5 protein-coding genes are annotated in these 16957 nt (G+C 47.3%); all 5 read left to right on the top strand.

The genetic code is table 11. The annotated features are described in order from the left end of the window. The first annotated feature begins 10 nt into the window (after nucleotides 1-10). The 5 genes from Q0590_RS00125 to Q0590_RS00105 all read left to right on the top strand — a co-directional run bounded on the left by Q0590_RS00125 (nucleotide 11) and on the right by Q0590_RS00105 (nucleotide 16889). Nucleotides 11-1498 (top strand): chymotrypsin family serine protease, encoded by a 1488-nt coding sequence (locus Q0590_RS00125; protein WP_302035435.1) that lies wholly within the window; start codon nucleotides 11-13, stop codon nucleotides 1496-1498. A gap of 334 nt (nucleotides 1499-1832) precedes the next feature. After that, nucleotides 1833-4922, top strand: a complete 3090-nt coding sequence (locus tag Q0590_RS00120; protein ID WP_302035434.1) for a DUF6603 domain-containing protein — start codon at nucleotides 1833-1835, stop codon at nucleotides 4920-4922. Nucleotides 4923-4924: 2 nt separating this feature from the next. Beyond that, nucleotides 4925-7978: a hypothetical protein gene (locus tag Q0590_RS00115; RefSeq protein ID WP_302035433.1), complete on the top strand. Its 3054-nt coding sequence runs from the start codon at nucleotides 4925-4927 to the stop codon at nucleotides 7976-7978. Nucleotides 7979-8024: 46 nt separating this feature from the next. Next, the gene (locus Q0590_RS00110; protein ID WP_302035432.1) at nucleotides 8025-13769 is read left to right on the top strand and encodes a hypothetical protein; all 5745 of its coding nucleotides are present in this window, start codon (nucleotides 8025-8027) and stop codon (nucleotides 13767-13769) included. A gap of 27 nt (nucleotides 13770-13796) precedes the next feature. Beyond that, nucleotides 13797-16889, top strand: coding sequence for a ComEA family DNA-binding protein (locus Q0590_RS00105; RefSeq protein ID WP_302035431.1), 3093 nt, complete (start codon nucleotides 13797-13799; stop codon nucleotides 16887-16889). Nucleotides 16890-16957: the final 68 nt, after the last annotated feature.

Below are 16957 nucleotides of genomic sequence, written 5' to 3'. Positions count from 1 at the left end.
CAGAATCACCATGGGATGGTCAAGACAGGAACGCATTGAGATCCACGACCGGCTGGTGGCCATGCTGGATGATGTCCGCAAGGAAATTATGGCCAAGTATAAGGGAGTAAAAAGTGTGGATGTGGGGCTGAAAGAAACCGAAGGGAAACTCAGGCAACAATTTGCTTTCATCATCCATGTAGAGGAAAAGAAGGATCCAAATGCTCTGAAACCGGAAGAAACGATTCCTAAAGAAATAAGAGGTGTTCCTACAGATGTACAGGTATACCGGATATATACTATTCAGGTAGACACCTCTGCTTATTCTCCCTTATGGGGCGGGATTCAGATTGGCGGGCAGGGAACGGGCGGCGGGCTCGGAACTCTGGGTTGCTTTGTGACCCTGACTGGCGATACCAAAGTACACTTGCTCACCAATCATCATGTCATTATTGGCATGAATGGAGCCGTTGGTAACCTGGTTGGTCATCCCGATGCACCCTCAGTATGCTGCTGTTGTGCCTGTGGGGATATTGGTAAGATTACAGCCGGACAAGTAGGAGTAGTAACCCCTCCTGTCGGAACCCCAAATATTGTAGATGCGGCAATTGCTATTCTGCATGGCCAGAATGCCGGAGATGATGAAGAAACCAGATTCACCAATAAGATCATCAACATTGGGCCGGTGTTTGGCAGTGCTGCTCCCATACCCGGAGATATTGTGCGGAAAAGGGGACGTACTACCCATTTTACGGAAGGCACTATCGACATTATAAACCATTCACCAACAGTGAATTACGGAACGGAAGACAATCCGATTCATATTACTTATGTCAACCAGATCCGGGTTAAACCCAATGCACCGTATCCTCGTTTTTCTGCTCCTGGAGATTCAGGCTCTGCCATTGTTAATAATCTTAACCAGGTGGTAGGATTACACTTTTCCGGAAGTGGGGACTTATCCATCGCTAACCGTATTACACAGGTTATTGACAGATTGGGCATCGCCGTGATGTCTTCCGGTACGGCAGGCACTATACCACTTTCCGCTGTGGAAGCAGATGCCCTTCCTCATGCTCATCCTGTGACCTTTCTGGCCAGGATGGAACAACAACTCCAGCGAACAGAAAAAGGTAAAGAGTTGATCCAGGTAATCCGTGACAATCGCCATGAGGTTCTCGACCTAATCAATGACAACCGTGAAGTGAAAGTTGCCTGGAACCGTTACCAAGGGCCTTCCTTTGTCGGGCACCTAATAAAAAATGCGAGAGAACCTGAACATCAAATTCCCCGGGACATCAATGGCTACTCTTTCCATAACCTGCTCATTAAAATGAGCGATGTGCTGGAAAGGAACGGCAGCCGCCAGCTCGCCAGGACGGTGGAAGATTATGCACTTGCTGCTTTCAACTTTGCCGAAGCGTATACCGGGCTCGATTCCCTGAATAACCTTCTTGAGCAACATGCTTTTTGTCCGAATTGTGGTACCCTGAATAAAAACAGCGCTTATGCCAGATAATAACCCCGGCACCCTGGATGCCATTGGCATTGAAATGGTAAACATGCTTCAGCCTATCAAGCAGCGGGTAGACGACGATGAAGTGTTGGTGCTCTTGGCAGAGTTGGGCATACAATTCCCCGCGTCTCTGAAATCAGATCCAGCTTTTGCCTCCGCCATGGAGGGGTTGGTCAACAATATTGCTGCCATGCCTGACCTGGTCAAGGCCTTGATTGATGCCATTGAAGCTGAAGATTGGGATACAGCGACTGAAAAGTCGATCGGCCTTGCTAAAAAGATTGCAGACACTATTCAAAAATTCACGGCGGTCAAAGACGCACTTGATGACTTTCCCATGGGAGGGCTTAGTGCCGGAGAGCAGGTAGCACTGGATGCTTTCATTGGCAATTTTGCCCGGAATTTACTGGACTACCTGATCATCCAATATTTTGAAAGAAAATCCGAAGCCATGGTGGCCGGGTTTGAGTTTTTTGGCCTTATTGAGCGATCTGTGCAGAATATAGGTTCTTCCAATCCGGTGTTCCCTGAATATGTCAGATACAAGCTGCATCTGAACAATGTCGTGGAATTTTTCAACAATCCTAACAACCTGCTGGCCAACTTGTACGATTGGAGCAAACCTTCCTTTACCGGACATACTATGTTGGAAAAGCTGCATAAACTAGCTTTAGGCGTAGGTTTTCCCTCCATATATGATGCTTCCATTCCCGAACTGGACGTTCTGTTCCTGAAAATCACTCCCAATACCAGCCTCAGCCCTTTGCCGGGTTTGAACATACTCATCCATGAGACCTTCGGTGCCGATGCGGCGCTTTCTATTGGCAATAATAACTGGAACCTGACAGCCAATTTAGGTGCTTCTATTCCAGTACAGGCTGGGATTACACTGCGGCCCAGCGGTGATGTTTCTCTGGTGCCGCCCTCTGCCGGCCCATTTAACGGTGATTTCATCATCACCTTCACGGTTCCAGGACCAGGAGGGGCCGCAACCCCTTATATTCTAATTGGTGAGGCGGATGCCAGCCGTTTTGAGTTCAAACAATTTCGTGCTGAAGCAGGCGTAGGACTCACCTGGAACATTGGAGATGGTGAAGCGCAAGGGCGATTTCATGTGGAAGGGGAATTGCAGGAGGGCAAGATCATCATCAAACCCCGGAATCCTGATGGGTTTCTCTCTAAAATCCTTCCTGAAGACGGTATATCCATCGATCTCAACCTGCTCATCGGTTACGACAGCGAACGGGGCTTTTATTTTGACGGCAGTGGCGGACTGGAGATCCAGTTACCTACGCATTTGCAACTCGGTCCGCTGTTGATCGAATCAGTTATCCTATCGATTCAGGCTGGTTCAGAGGGCATTCCTTTAGGCATAGGAGCCAACATTGGGCTCCAATTAGGTCCATTTGCTGCTGTGGTGGAAAATATGGGAATCAAAGCGATTTTGACCTTTCCACCTAACAACAGTGGTAATATGGGAATTGCCGACCTGAATGTGGATTTCAAACCTCCTACCGGAATAGGACTTGCCATAGACGCCGGAGTGGTAAAAGGCGGAGGCTTTTTGAGTTTCGATTTTGAGAAAGGACGGTATACAGGGATCGTTTACCTTTCCATCAAAGAGGTAGTCAACGTTACTGCGATCGGGTTGCTGACTACCAAAAATCCCGATGGCAGTCCAGGATTTTCTCTATTACTCCTGATTACTGCGGAGTTTACGCCTATCCAACTGGGCTTCGGTTTCACTTTAAATGGTGTAGGTGGCATTGTAGGGGTTAACCGCACCATGGTTTTGCTCGCTCTCCAGACCGGGGTACGGGACAATACGCTAGATAATATCCTGTTTCCTTCCAATCCTATTGCCAATGCCAACCAGATTATCACCGATCTGGAGAAAGTTTTTCCTCAGTTACAACAGCGGTATACCTTCGGTCCGATGGGATTGCTTGGGTGGGGTACACCTACCCTAATAAGCATTGAGCTCGGGTTGATGCTGGAAGTGCCTAATCCTGTGCGTCTGGCCATTTTAGGGGTTATAAAAATAGTGTTGCCCACTGAGGAGGCAGCCATCCTGAAATTACAAGTCAATTTCGTAGGTACCATCGATTTTGAGGCCAAGTATATCACGTTCGATGCCAGCCTGTTTGATTCCAAACTGCTTATTTTTACACTGGAAGGTGACATGGCGCTCCGGATTACGTGGGGCGACAATCCCAACTTTCTCTTTACGGTGGGTGGGTTTCATCCAGATTATACGCCACCCCCTCTGAATTTGCCCAGCCTGAAACGCCTGTCTATCAGCCTGATGAGCGGCAATCCTCGGCTGACGATATCCTCCTACTTCGCCGTTACTTCCAACACCGTACAGTTTGGAGCAGGCGTTGACTTCTATTTTTCCGTAAGTAAATTCAAAGTCATCGGTTACCTTTATTTCGATGCCCTCTTTCAGTTTAACCCTTTTTATTTCAAGATTTCTATTGCAGCCGGATTGGGTGTTTACGTAGGAAGCAAGGAAATAATGAGCATTCATCTTTCCGGGTCGCTTGAAGGCCCCACGCCATGGCATATCACAGGCCGGATCAAATTCAAGATCCTGTTCTTCATTAAGATCAGCGTGAGTATCGAAAGAACTTGGGGGGATACCAAGGATACTTCCCTGCCTGATATTCAGGTGCTGCCTCAACTCAAAGAGGCTCTATTGAATAAAGCCAACTGGCTCACACCTGTGGAAGCCAGTGAACAGAATTTAGATAATCTGGTATCCTTGCGCAGTATCACTAACACAGATGAAGCTATCATCGCACATCCCAGCCGGAGCCTTACCGTGAGTCAGAAGGTTGTTCCCCTTGATATCAATATTGAAAAGTTTGGCACACAGAAACCTGCCGATTTCACGCTGTTTCACCTGGATATGGTCGATGCTCAGGATAAAGATATAGCCGATACCCCTGTGAAAGAGGAGTTTGCCCCTGATAGTTTCTTCAAGCTTTCTGAATCAGACAGACTCAGCAGACCTTCTTTTGAGAAATATAATAGCGGCCTGACAGGAACAGGGGCTTCGAAACTGACTTCGGATTTCTTCCAGGAACGTGAAGTTCAATTTGAACAAATCATTTTGGATGGGCCGGATCCTAAGCCTGAACTTGTCAGTTATGATGTCATGCAATTTAACGCCTTTATCCGCAACGGTTCGGCAGCCAGGTCGGCACTGGGCTCCAAAGCCAAAAAGATCTCCTCACTGGCACCTTCCAAGGTTAAGGTTGCCGAAGAAAATTTTGCGGTTGTCAATAGTAATAATCTTTCCATCTTCGATAATACCACAGCAGCAAGTTTGCAGGAAGCGCAATTGATGATGGAAGCCTTGCTGATGGACCGTCCGGAATTGGAAGGTCAGCTTGATATTGTTTCAGCTTTTGAACTTGTATAAACATGAGCGATGTATTAGCCAGATATGCCTTTCTTCCCTGGATGCACCGGGGGCTTTCCGTCAAGATTGAAGAAGCGGAAAATTTTAACAATTTCACCACTGTTCCTACAGGAGGCTGGACCGTTGAGCGGCCACAGATCGAGGTAAAGGTAAACATCGAAGCCAAGAAAGGTGATCAAACCGCCAATGACCATGTGAATCAAATTATTTCACTGGTGGGGCCAGGCGATATTACCGGAATTGATCCCCGGGTGATTATAAAAACCGAACCACGCCACTGGGTTACTAATTTTGAACCCAATTTCTTCCCTTACATAGAATTTTATGAAGAGGATTTCCCCTGGCGATACACTCCGGCAAGTGCTACTGGCAACAAACTCCGACCCTGGTTGTTATTGTTAGCCCTGAAAGCTGATGAGTTCAAGCGGGACACCGCTCAATTTGGTCCTCTGCCCTCTATTCTGGTGCTGGGCCATGAGGATGACCCACCGGACACTACCGGAGCAGCCAGCGGCGTTTTTCCCAATGCAGCTCAGATCTGGGCCTGGACCCACGTGCACCTGAATGGAGATCTTGACCCTACTAATAATTTGGATCCTACCAATCAATCAGACCTAGATAAGGCACTGAACAGGTTCAGGCAACTGTTGGCTGCCAATCCTGATCAGGCTGTCTCGCGTATGATCTGTCCCCGAAAGCTGGAACCCAATACCAGCTACTATTGCTTTTTGATGCCTGCCTATGAGACCGGCCGGTTGGCTGGATTGGGAGTGGATGCATCCATCATTGCTACTCATAATGCGCAGGAAGCTTCCTTTGGTGTTGATCATAATACCGATGAGGATCATTCGGCCTATGTAGATCATTTCCCCTATTATTACGAGTGGCATTTTATGACCGGGGATGTGGGAGACTTCGAGTCTTTGGTGCGGAAGCTGGTACCGCGGGAGGTAGATCCACGGGTGGGAACGCGCACTATGGATGTACAGGAACCGGGCTTTAATATCAATTTCGATCCGGGGCCGCCTCATAATGACGGAGTATTGATGCTGGAAGGTGCTCTCTTACCTCCCGGAGGCACTTCTAACCGGGAACCTTATCCCTGGTCCAATGCAACACCTTCTATAAATTACCGGAGAAAGTTGGCCCAACTCCTCAACCTGAGTGAGGACCTGATGGCTGCTACCTTTCCCTCCAACCAGTTTTACGGCACTAATCCCTTTGGATACGAGGGTCCGGCAGAGGATATAAAAGACGATCCCATCATCACTCCTGAATTGTATGGCCGCTGGCATGCCCTCAAAAATACGCTGGATACTACTACAGCAGCTTTAAGTAATAACAATACCTGGCTGTATGATCTGAACCTGGATCCGCGCAGCCGTACTGTAGCTGGATTAGGCGTAAAACATGTCAAGAACAACCAGGAGAAACTGATGGATAAAGCCTGGGAGCAGTTGGGAGAAGTACTCGAAGCCAATCGGAAAATTCGCTGGGGACAGTTTTCTCAGCAGGTGTCGTTTGCTGCCTATGCCAAACATTTGAAAAGCCAGCAGGCAGAACAAGCCAATGCTATAGCATCCAGACTCTTTCGCAAAGTGAAACTCGGTACAACTACTGCCTTCAAACAGGTGAAGGACAGTGCGCTTCCGGATGCCACCCAAAGTTTCACATATCGCCGGATCGAACGTCCCTATGGACCAGTGATGAGGCGTTTGGACCCCAATAAGACAATTTTTGCTCAAAACGCACTCCGAATATCCTTAGCCAATAAATCTAAAGTTGCGGTAGACCCTAAAACTTTTAGTCAGATGCAGGGCCTCTTGCCACGCTCTGATGTCCACAGCGATGTCAGCACTATTGCCGATTATCTGATCAGAACATCTAATTTTTCGCCTACCAACCCTGATGCAGATAGAATTACGCCTGACATGGAGGCTGAAGTGAGGTTCAAGGCTGCCATCGAGAATTATCATGACTATTTTGCTACCGACAACTGGATAGATGTAGCAGACAAAAACGCGCTCAACCTCAGCATTCTTACCACCCAGGTGGTTGAGGAAGTCAACCCCTTATTTACGATCCATAAACTCATCTACCAGAAGCTTATCTTTGATGGATTGGGCTATATGGTTCCCCCTGCCGATAAAATCGTGCCAATCATGGCCTATCCGGTATTTCAGGAGCCTATGTATGAAACGGTGCGTGTATTAGGGATTGATTTCCTCGTTCCCAACCTCCATCTTATTCCGAACAATACCGTTACTTTGTTAGAATCTAACCAACGGTTTGTAGAAGCATTCATGGTGGGGGCTAATCATGAGATGGGCCGTGAGCTGCTCTGGAGAGAATATCCAACCGACCAGCGGGGCAGCTATTTTCGCCAGTTCTGGGACTCTAGTGACATGGTGAATAATTCCGGTCTCAGCGAAAAAGAACTTGCAGCACAGAGTCTGGATATCGAGGAAATCCATACCTGGGCTTCTAACACCCAGTTGGGTACCCATAATGCGCGCCCGGGAGTACCTGACACAGGATTATTGGTGTTGGTCATCCGGGGTGATTTGTTAAAAAAATTTCCAGATACCATCATTTACGCTCAACAAGCCAAGTTCAAGGCAGGAAGTAACCATTTAAAAGATCCCAGAGAATTAGATACAGCGATTGAGTATCCAATGTTCAGTGCCAGGATAGAGCCTGATATTAACTTTTTTGGATTCAATCTCACTGCAGAGCAAGCCAAGGGAGACCGGGAGGCCGATGATCCAGGATGGTTCTTCATCATACAGGAGCGCCCGGGTGAAATCCGCTTTGGTATCGATGTGGGTGGTTCTTCTACTGCACCTATTACCTGGAATGGCCTAAATCAAAATAATGCGCCCTTTAGTGGGCTTTATCTCAATGCTTCTGATAATGCAGTAACTACATCGGGTACCGGTGGAAATGAAATCAACGGAAAGCCTGTCAATTGGGGTTTCAATTCTACCAATTTCGCACAAATTCTTTATCAAAACCCGGTACTTCTGGCAGTTCATGGTGATGAGATGATTCCCTAAAAGGATGTATCCGAAAGCTGGTTCGCGAATAAAATGAAAAAGACCTATGGCTATCAATAAAACAAAGTTCATTTCGCTTCAAAAAAAGGCTTCCTCTAGCAGAAAGCTATTGCAGAAAAAACAGCGGAACCTTCAAAAAACTATCGCCGAACTGGCCACTATAGAACGATCCCTAAAGCAGGAATTATCGAAAGGCTCTGGAGCAAATCGCAGGACGGTGAACCTGTTGAATGCCAATCAGAAAAAGCTTGCCGATAAGGTAACCACCATCAGGTCAGAGGTAGCTAACACCGAAGCTGATATTTCCCGCCTGATAGATGAACTCCTCCTTTCTACCGATCCACGCGATCAGATTACTCAACTGGATGATGCTTATCCTGTATTTTTGATGCCTGTACGGATAGAGGCCCGGTTTATGACCATCAAACATATTGTCCGGGTGAGCCGGGATAAAACCAGGAGAAGAACCGAAGCCTCAGCATTTACTGTAGTGGGAGGGCGGGCAGTTTCCCAGCCGCTTTCCTTTCAGGTGAAAGACTTATTTGAAAGCCGAAAAGCACTTCCAGTGATTGATGATGCACATGAATTATGGGTCCGTATCTTTCCGGATGATATCGCCGTGCATACCCACGAAGAAGCCCTTACACCCAGTGAGATTGAGGCTGCTAAAACTTTTTGGGTTCACATCTGGTATGCTGGAGAGGACGAGGCATTACGAATTGGGGCGTGGCGGGGGTTAGTATCGGGTCGTGGACCGGAACGGGCAGCCTGGATTGCCAAGCAAATGGAACCCACCAATTCACAAGATAAACCAGCTTCTACGATAGATCCGGATCTGGACCTTCCGGTTGATCCGATATTTCCTACCCTTCCGGTAAAAGAAAGCGCATGGAGTCAGGCACCGCATTCAAAAGTATTGCCTGAGCGGTTTGTAGTCCGCCTCTATACAGGCGGTCATTTCCGTGAGGTGGTGGGAGAACCCATACCTGATTCCTTACAGCTCAGTATTGATCCTCAGGCTGCTGAAAATGAGATAGAAAGTAAGGACAGCGGCCTCACTTTGGCAGAAAAGCTGCGTTGGATGCATGATTTTGAAGAGGCTGAAAAAATCGGAATGGGTATCCGTGTACCCCTGCTGGGCTCGGAGAGGTTCATAGGGTTTGACAAAATTTTAATTCTTGGCGTAAAAATATCTGCAAATCAAGAAGAAGGACAAGCATTGCTGGAAGAACTGATCAATAATCATCATTATACACATGGAGGGTTTTCTATTGTGCCACAGGGTACTCCTACCAATAACACTGAGGATGCCAAATCAGGATATACAGCTTACAACAGTGACGAAGAGGATCTTTTTGATCTCGAATTAGAGGATCCCCTCTTCACTGAAACTTCCAATGACCTGGATCAAACCGATGGTCAGCGCTTGGCTGATGCGTTGGGCATTTCCTACGATGTGGTCCAGCATATCCGCCATGCCGACCGCGCTGATATCAGGGAAGCCATATGCATGAACCGGGCATTGTGGCCAACTACCTTAGGGTATTATCTATCACAAATGATGCATCCCATTTTTTCCACCATTGATATTTCCCGCACACGGAATCACTTCAACCAGTATATATTGGGACGCGGTAGGATACCTGCCATCAGGGTTGATGATCAGCCGTACGGTATCTTACCTGTCACAGCCTTTACTAAATGGAAGTATAAAGACAACACTCCCAATGATGTATTCCTGGGGAATATGTTTGAGAAGGTACTGAAAAATATGGAATCAACCTGGGATTCACTCGTCCAACAAACCAAACATGCGGGTTCCGCCACCACAGGAGCCAACGCTGATGATAAGTTTCTCAGTATTATGGGGCTCCATGCTTCCAGCGTTGAATTTTATCAGCGCTTTATTGCCGGTCCTTACTTCCTCTGGAACCTCTACAATTACAGTGCTATCATCAAGGGCGTATTTGTTAAACCAACTGCAGCTCCCTATGCTACATCGCTGAATTTCCTTCAACTCTTTGGAGATCAGAATTTTGACTTCATTTTTCCACCCCGCCTCTTTGATGTTTACTATGTTAATGAGCATAAGTATCTTAACGGTCCGGTGATCGATACCCTGCCCCTTTCAGAATTACGCACGATCCAGGCTTTGGGTAGCAATGAAGAAAACTATATTGACTGGCTGATTCAGAGTAACTGGGAAGAGATCAAAGCTGAAAACTTTTCCAATATCGGAGCAACTGGTGCCCCTCCGCCTACAGCTTTGTTGTATCTGATGCTGCGGCATGCCGCCTTACTGGAATATGTTCGTACAGGAGTGACGATTTTGGTAAATCATGGTGTACTGGATAACACCGCTTTCCTTGATACTGAACTTATGAATGTGAGTGTGCAGGGACAGGCCTCACCTGAGATGAGAAACCTTGTCAGGGCACAAGTCCATTTCAGACATGGGATGCAACTGGAAAAAGAACTGAATCAGAAGGTGCAGGAGGAATTCGAGCGCCGGGCTGCCACAGGAGTGCTGGAAGGAATGAACCTGAAATTGCTCAATACAGAAAAAGCAGTTTTCAAGTCCTGGTTGAAAGCGGAAGCTACGTCCAAATTTGAGGAAGATATTGCCCGGGAAGTGGAAAATGTGATGGCTACCCTTAAAACAACCGTCAGTAAGACCAAAATCCTCACCGAAAGATATGAATTCCTGAAAGACGTCACCCTCTCGGAACACATTTATAAGGAAATTTTGAAGCCGACTGTTGACCCGGATCTACTGGAAATAAAAGAATTGATATCGGGTATGCAATGCCTGAAAGATCTTCCCACAGCCCGACTGGAAAGGTGCTTTGCCGAACATGTAGACTTGGCATCTTACCGCCTTGACGCCTGGTTTTACAGCCTGGTGCTGGAACGTCTTCATCAACAGCGGAGGGGTGGGGAACAAAGGACCACCGGAATCTATTTGGGAGCTTTTTCCTGGCTGGAAGACTTGCGGCCCGGAAGCTTCAAGGGTATACATTACAGAGAAGTCAGTATTCAACCCGATGAAATTCTGGTACCGGGGTTCAAAGATATTATAGTAGAAGGGGTGGACATTCCAGGCAAAATAACGCCTGTTAAACCCTGGTTGTTCAGGGAAAGCCTGAAGGGAAAAATTCGTGTGACTGACGAAACGACTGGCGGCTCTGCCTCAACTGCGTCGATGGATAATCCAGGTAATTCAAATGATGCCACTGTCGAAAATCTCATGGTAACCGGAGGTAAAAGGCTCAGCATCAAAGAGGGTATATCTACAGTAATAGTAGATAACCCACTGATCATGGAGGTGCCCATCCTGGATAACTTGGGGCCTCAATATATTTATCTGGGCACTGATACAGTAGGCAATATTACTTACGATCCGGTGAAAGATAAATTCATTCATAGCCCCAGGGCCGATCCTGGTAATATGGGATATATTCATGCACCATCGATCAACCATGCTACGACAGCTGCCATACTGAGAGCCGGTTATGAAACACACAAGATAAACACCGGTTCTGCAGGCGATACGATGGCTGTTAACTTAAGCTCAGATCGCGTACGCCGGGCCCTGTTTTTTCTTGAAGGTTTAAAAAACGGGCAGGAATTGGGTGCTCTGCTGGGTTATCAATTCGAACGAGGCCTGCACGACCGGGATATAGGACTGGATGCATTCATTCTGGAAATCAGATTAAAATTTCCTTTGGTAGCTGGTAGGGTGACCGGAAGTAATGGGGTGACCAGTATTGATACGGCTGAGGCCTATAACGTAGTAAATGGGCTGGCTCTGGTGGAGAATAGCCGTAGTCCAGTTACAGATTACCCCTACGGTGTGACCGGCCTTCCCAACACAGGAGAGGCTAAATCAGCGATCATTAGTGAGGTTACCCAGCTTCACAATACCCTGGACGCTATCAATGATCTGATGATGTCAGAGGCGATGTACCAGATAGTGCAGGGTAACTTCACCAGGGCCAACGGAGCCCTTAACGCCATGAGCGGGCAAAGTGTAGTGGTAGATCCAGAGGTGATCAATACCCCCCGGAACTACCATGTTATATCCCAGCGGATGGGCATTCAATTTGATCTCAGCGCTAATGGACATAAACTATGGACGCCACAGGGAACACCACGTTCAGTAGCTGAGCCCCATCTGAATCGCTGGCTTGCTGCCATGCTGCCTGACAAGGAAAATCTATTAGTCAATTACAGATACCGATTTCTCGCCTTTGACGGTACTCCCGGATCCGTGTATGAGGATCGTTTGACGTTGGGAGATATTAGCATTGAGCCCATCGATTTATACTATATCCTGTCCCAGCCCTCAGAGCAAGGAGAAGCTATAGAATTGGTAGACCGGATTGGATATCACATACGGAAGGAGGTATTGGCAGCCGACAATGTTACTATTGAGATTGCCTTTACGGACCGTTCAGGGTTCAGTCCTGTCCAGGTTTCTCTATTTGAATTACAATCTCTGATCGATCGGTTGAAAGAGGTTCTGGGAAGTAGCCGTGCCCTTGATCCCAAGGACTTTCTTCTGCCTACCGGTGCAGAGGAATTGATTGCTGCCAATCCTGCCAAAGGAGTGGATACCAGTCTGATGTTGGCTCGCCTCAATGATGTGGCTGGTCTTACGATGAGCAATGGTAAAAGTGGACTGGAAGGTACAATTGCAGACCTCAGCTCAGAGATGACAAATATAAGAAACATTATCTCTACTACTGGTATTTATGAGCCGGGAGGAGAGCTACTGACACCCATACGTAATGCTTTAATCAATGCCGCAAATTTCGGTGCACAGAATGCGATGCCAAAAAAGGCCTTAGAAACTACGGAGGCAACAGCAGAGGAACTACTGGCACTAAGCGATAGAGTATTGGCCGAACTACAGCCTCGGCATGGGGAGGCAGTGCGGTTATTGGGAGAAGTATCCACTGCTGTCTCAGAGGACCAGAAAGTACCCTTATTAAGCCAGGCAGCACAAAATTTGTTTGGCCGGCCATTTCGGGTATATCCGGAATATCGCCTGTATAATGAAGGTTCCTTGGATGCAGCCTTTGGTTACGATGATTACCTGGCTTTTGCCGGTCCTCATGCCAAGGAGGAATGGTTGCAGGGACTTTCTCCTGTGCGTAGCCACATACGTGCCTTTCACCAGGCAGGTCTCCTTTCCCAGGCACTGAAAGGAACGGACAGTCATCTATCGCTGTCTCTGGCACAACTGCCCATGGAACCGCTTGACAGCAATGGTGATGTGGCTATGCGCTGGCTGGGGATGAAGTTTCCACCAGATTATGATATACCAGACGACAATATTGCTTTTGTTTTCCAAACCCATGAAGGATATTCGGTTATAGGATTACAGGCGGGGATCATGTTAGACAGTTGGGTAGAAGAGATTCCTGAGAAAACTGCACACACAGGAGTAGCAGTGCACTACAATAACCCAAATTCGGAACCTCCGCAGACTTGTCTTCTGGCGGTCTCCCCTGATTTGAATGGTAGCTGGTCTTGGGACGACCTGATGGATACACTTTCCGAAACCCTGGAATGGGCGAAAAAACGTGCTGTTGATCCCGATCAGTTGAATAAAACCTTTTACGCCCAGGTGCTGCCTGCCATCTATGCGCCAGTAAGTGGATCAGAGGATACCCCCAATCTGGACTTCGGGCGTAATATCATTGAAAAACCAAAACCGGGCATATTCGACCTGATAAAACTTAAGGACTTTAAGAAATTCAACATTGAATTTCAAAACCCGGAATAAGCGGGTGAACCTCAATCGGAATATATTATGTTAGACGCACTACAAATCCTTAAAAAATTAGAATCCGCAGGCGCTCTTCCCGTGTACCAGCTGGCCATGTTGGATTTTCTGAACAGGGCACGTACCGCAGAAGACATTGCAGTAGCCGAGCCAAGTGTAGGCCCTATCATTGATGATCCTACACGTAGAACAGGCCGAGTGGGTGGCAAAGGATACGATATTGGGCTAAAGGTAGCGCAACGTATCCTGGATCAGCGAAAAAAACTCGGCGGGAGGTTTACCGATCTGTCCCAGTTAGAGAATATCCCTTATTTTGGAGAAGATAAATTGCATGACCTGGTCTATACTTTTGTGCATCTCCGGGCTCCTGTACCTACTGGTCTGGGGCAGGAGTTCGATCAATATATTCTTGCCCTAAGTACCCTGGAGCTTTCTGGTTTACAGAAAGGGATGGCAGCCGACAATGTACTTACTGCAGTGCGGAAGCTTTACTTTGATGATGAAATACCTACCTGGCAGCAAAAGAAAAGCAAACTGGATTGGAATAAAGTCATTCCCGGGGCCAAAGAAGTTAATATTCCTGTAGAATGGGGTATCAAGCGGGATTTGATAGCAGCGGTATCCCTCATACGACAAAAAGCAGTAGTGAAAATTGGAGCATCCTGGGTGAATATGCAGGTGGTATTGGCCGGGTTAGATGCCAGACTTCATCCCTCTGGAGTAGATACTGGGAATGACAAGGTGCGCCTTGAATCCAACCAGGCATTTGCTACCTATTTGCTGGGATTGGGGAACTCAACTTTCCAGTACCTTCGTGATCACCGTATCGGAAAAGATGATGATTTCAGGATTGATCAGGAAGACCTTACTGCCCGCTATACTGACTTCTCTCCTCCCGCCTCACTTACTGGGAATTCGGATGCCTATGCTATGGATTACGATGCTAAGCGATCGCTGACCTGGAACCTCCTGGCTTATTATACCCTTAAAGAAGGACCTGTAAAAAGCAGGTTCCAACGCTTTTCACAATTTATTGGGCTGAAAGAATACAAGAATGGTGTCTTCGAGGGAGATACAGTTGAGTTTCGTGAGAATATGGTCAATAAGGTGCAATTTACTACCTTTTTTGCACTTATTGAGAATGAAGATACACAATTGGTAAACCGGATGCTTGAAGGGCAAGAGAATGATAAAGCGTATTTTACCTACCGTGTATCTTCAGCTTTTGTGACAGACCGGTTTATAGATCAATTGCTCCTCCAGGTAGGTATGGAGTTGCACCGGCCTGCTCTTCTTTCGTGGAACCGTCTGGAAGCCAGACCCAGAACACAGGATTTCTCCCGCGCTCTGCGTGCCGAAGTGCGGGATTCCCTGTGGTTTCTGAGCCGCCAGTGGCAATTTGGGGAATTTAAAGGGGAAGATACGGGTTCTGCCATGGAAATGCGAGTTGACATGGAAACCACCCAGGTAAACCGGTATTCATTGAGAGGTGATACAGCCAAAGCTTATCAGAATACCATCCCGATGGAGACAGTTGTAGAGCGCGAACCAGTGCAAATTGATTTGACCATGCGACAGGAAATGGGACGTCATTTTGGGCGGTTGATACAGGCTAAACTGTCGGAAATTCCCGGAGCCATACCGCAGTCTACGATAGATGGTATCAAGTCAGATTTTCGTAATACCGGTTCCCTGCAGTTTACCTTACCCACGCCTGCTGAGCAATTCCCGGAAATATATAGCAATCCTGCCTTATTAAAAACATACGCTGCCATCGGAATAGGCAGAATGTTAGATGGGGGCGCTGTTTACAGAATCCTCAAGGAGGGTACTGTAGCATCTTCTTTAGTTTCCTCCACCACGAATGCTACAGCACTCAATCGAGTCAATGATGCGGCTACGGCTTTTATGACCTGGTTTGAGACGGTATATAATCAGCCGGTAACTGCGGCAGACTCTGCATGGAATCCATCTCAATTGGAGTACCAGTTCCATAGTTCTGCTCCTTCCGGCACATCCTCTACTACCATCCTGACCACCACTGAATATGCCAGTGGACGCCTGGATTGGTTCAGCTTTGATTTTGAAATTGATGCCTCAAAATACCATAGCTCGCTCGCCAGTGGCACACCAGATCTAAGCCTGGTTCAGCGGAAGTTGATCTCAGTGTTGCCATCAGACCTATCATTTCCTGGTATGCCTCTCCCTCGTTGGTGGCAATTTGAAGATTTCAAAGTAGATATTGGGTCTATCAAAGCCAATATTAATGAAATTCCTAAGTTACTGTTAGCAGAGTTTGCTTTGATCTACAGCAACGATTGGATGTTGTTACCCTATGATGTGGAGGTGGGTAGTTTGTGTAACATACACAACCTGGTAGTGCAGGATGTTTTTGGGCAATATACATCAGTACAGGCCGCTGGGTCTGGTGATAACACAGATTGGAAGCGATGGTCGATGTTTAATCTCAAACGCAGAGATTTTATCTCAGGATCTGCAGATACCCGGTTGTACGTTCCTCCAGCTGTGGTACGTACAATGGAAAGTGAACCAGTTGAACATGTAAATCTACTCCGTGATGAAATGGCCAATATGGTGTGGGGTATCGAAATAGTTATTCCGGATGGGCTGGGAGGTCACGAGGAGGGATGGGATGCCTCACGTAAGCTGTATAATTACCTGGTAAGTATCACCACACCACCTCCTGCATCTCCACCTCCCGCACCTAATAATGCGGAGATCCAATATCAATTAGGAACTACCGTACCCGAACACTGGATTCCCTTCATTCCTATGCGCAAAGGAGGGGTTAACAGTCGTCAGATCCAACTCCGCAGGGCGGCAATGCCCCGTTTGATCCCAGGCCAGGCCCCTAAGCGTATTCGTCCACGCACTGAATTACTGCGTACAGGCTATGATCCTACCACCGACACCTGGGGGCCTTATTTCCTGCACGAGGAAGAGGTGCCACGGTCAGGTGTTATCGTCAAGCGTTCATGGCATCGAACTCGTTGGATGAATGGAGCGGTATTTACCTGGCTGGGCCGCAGAGTACAGAATGGTCATGGAGAAGCCAATAGCGGACTGGAATACGATACTGTTAAGGAAAAGAAAGTGTAGTTGTTGAAAAGAAAAAATCATGGTTGAGGTCTAGAAAGTATGATGGATCAAAGGTGGCAGTAAAAGTG

The organism is Rhodocytophaga aerolata, assembly GCF_030503435.1.
GTDB lineage: Bacteria > Bacteroidota > Bacteroidia > Cytophagales > 172606-1 > Rhodocytophaga > Rhodocytophaga aerolata.
The sequence above is the reverse complement of the archived record's forward strand: the minus strand, read 5'-3'. Positions and strand labels throughout refer to the sequence as shown.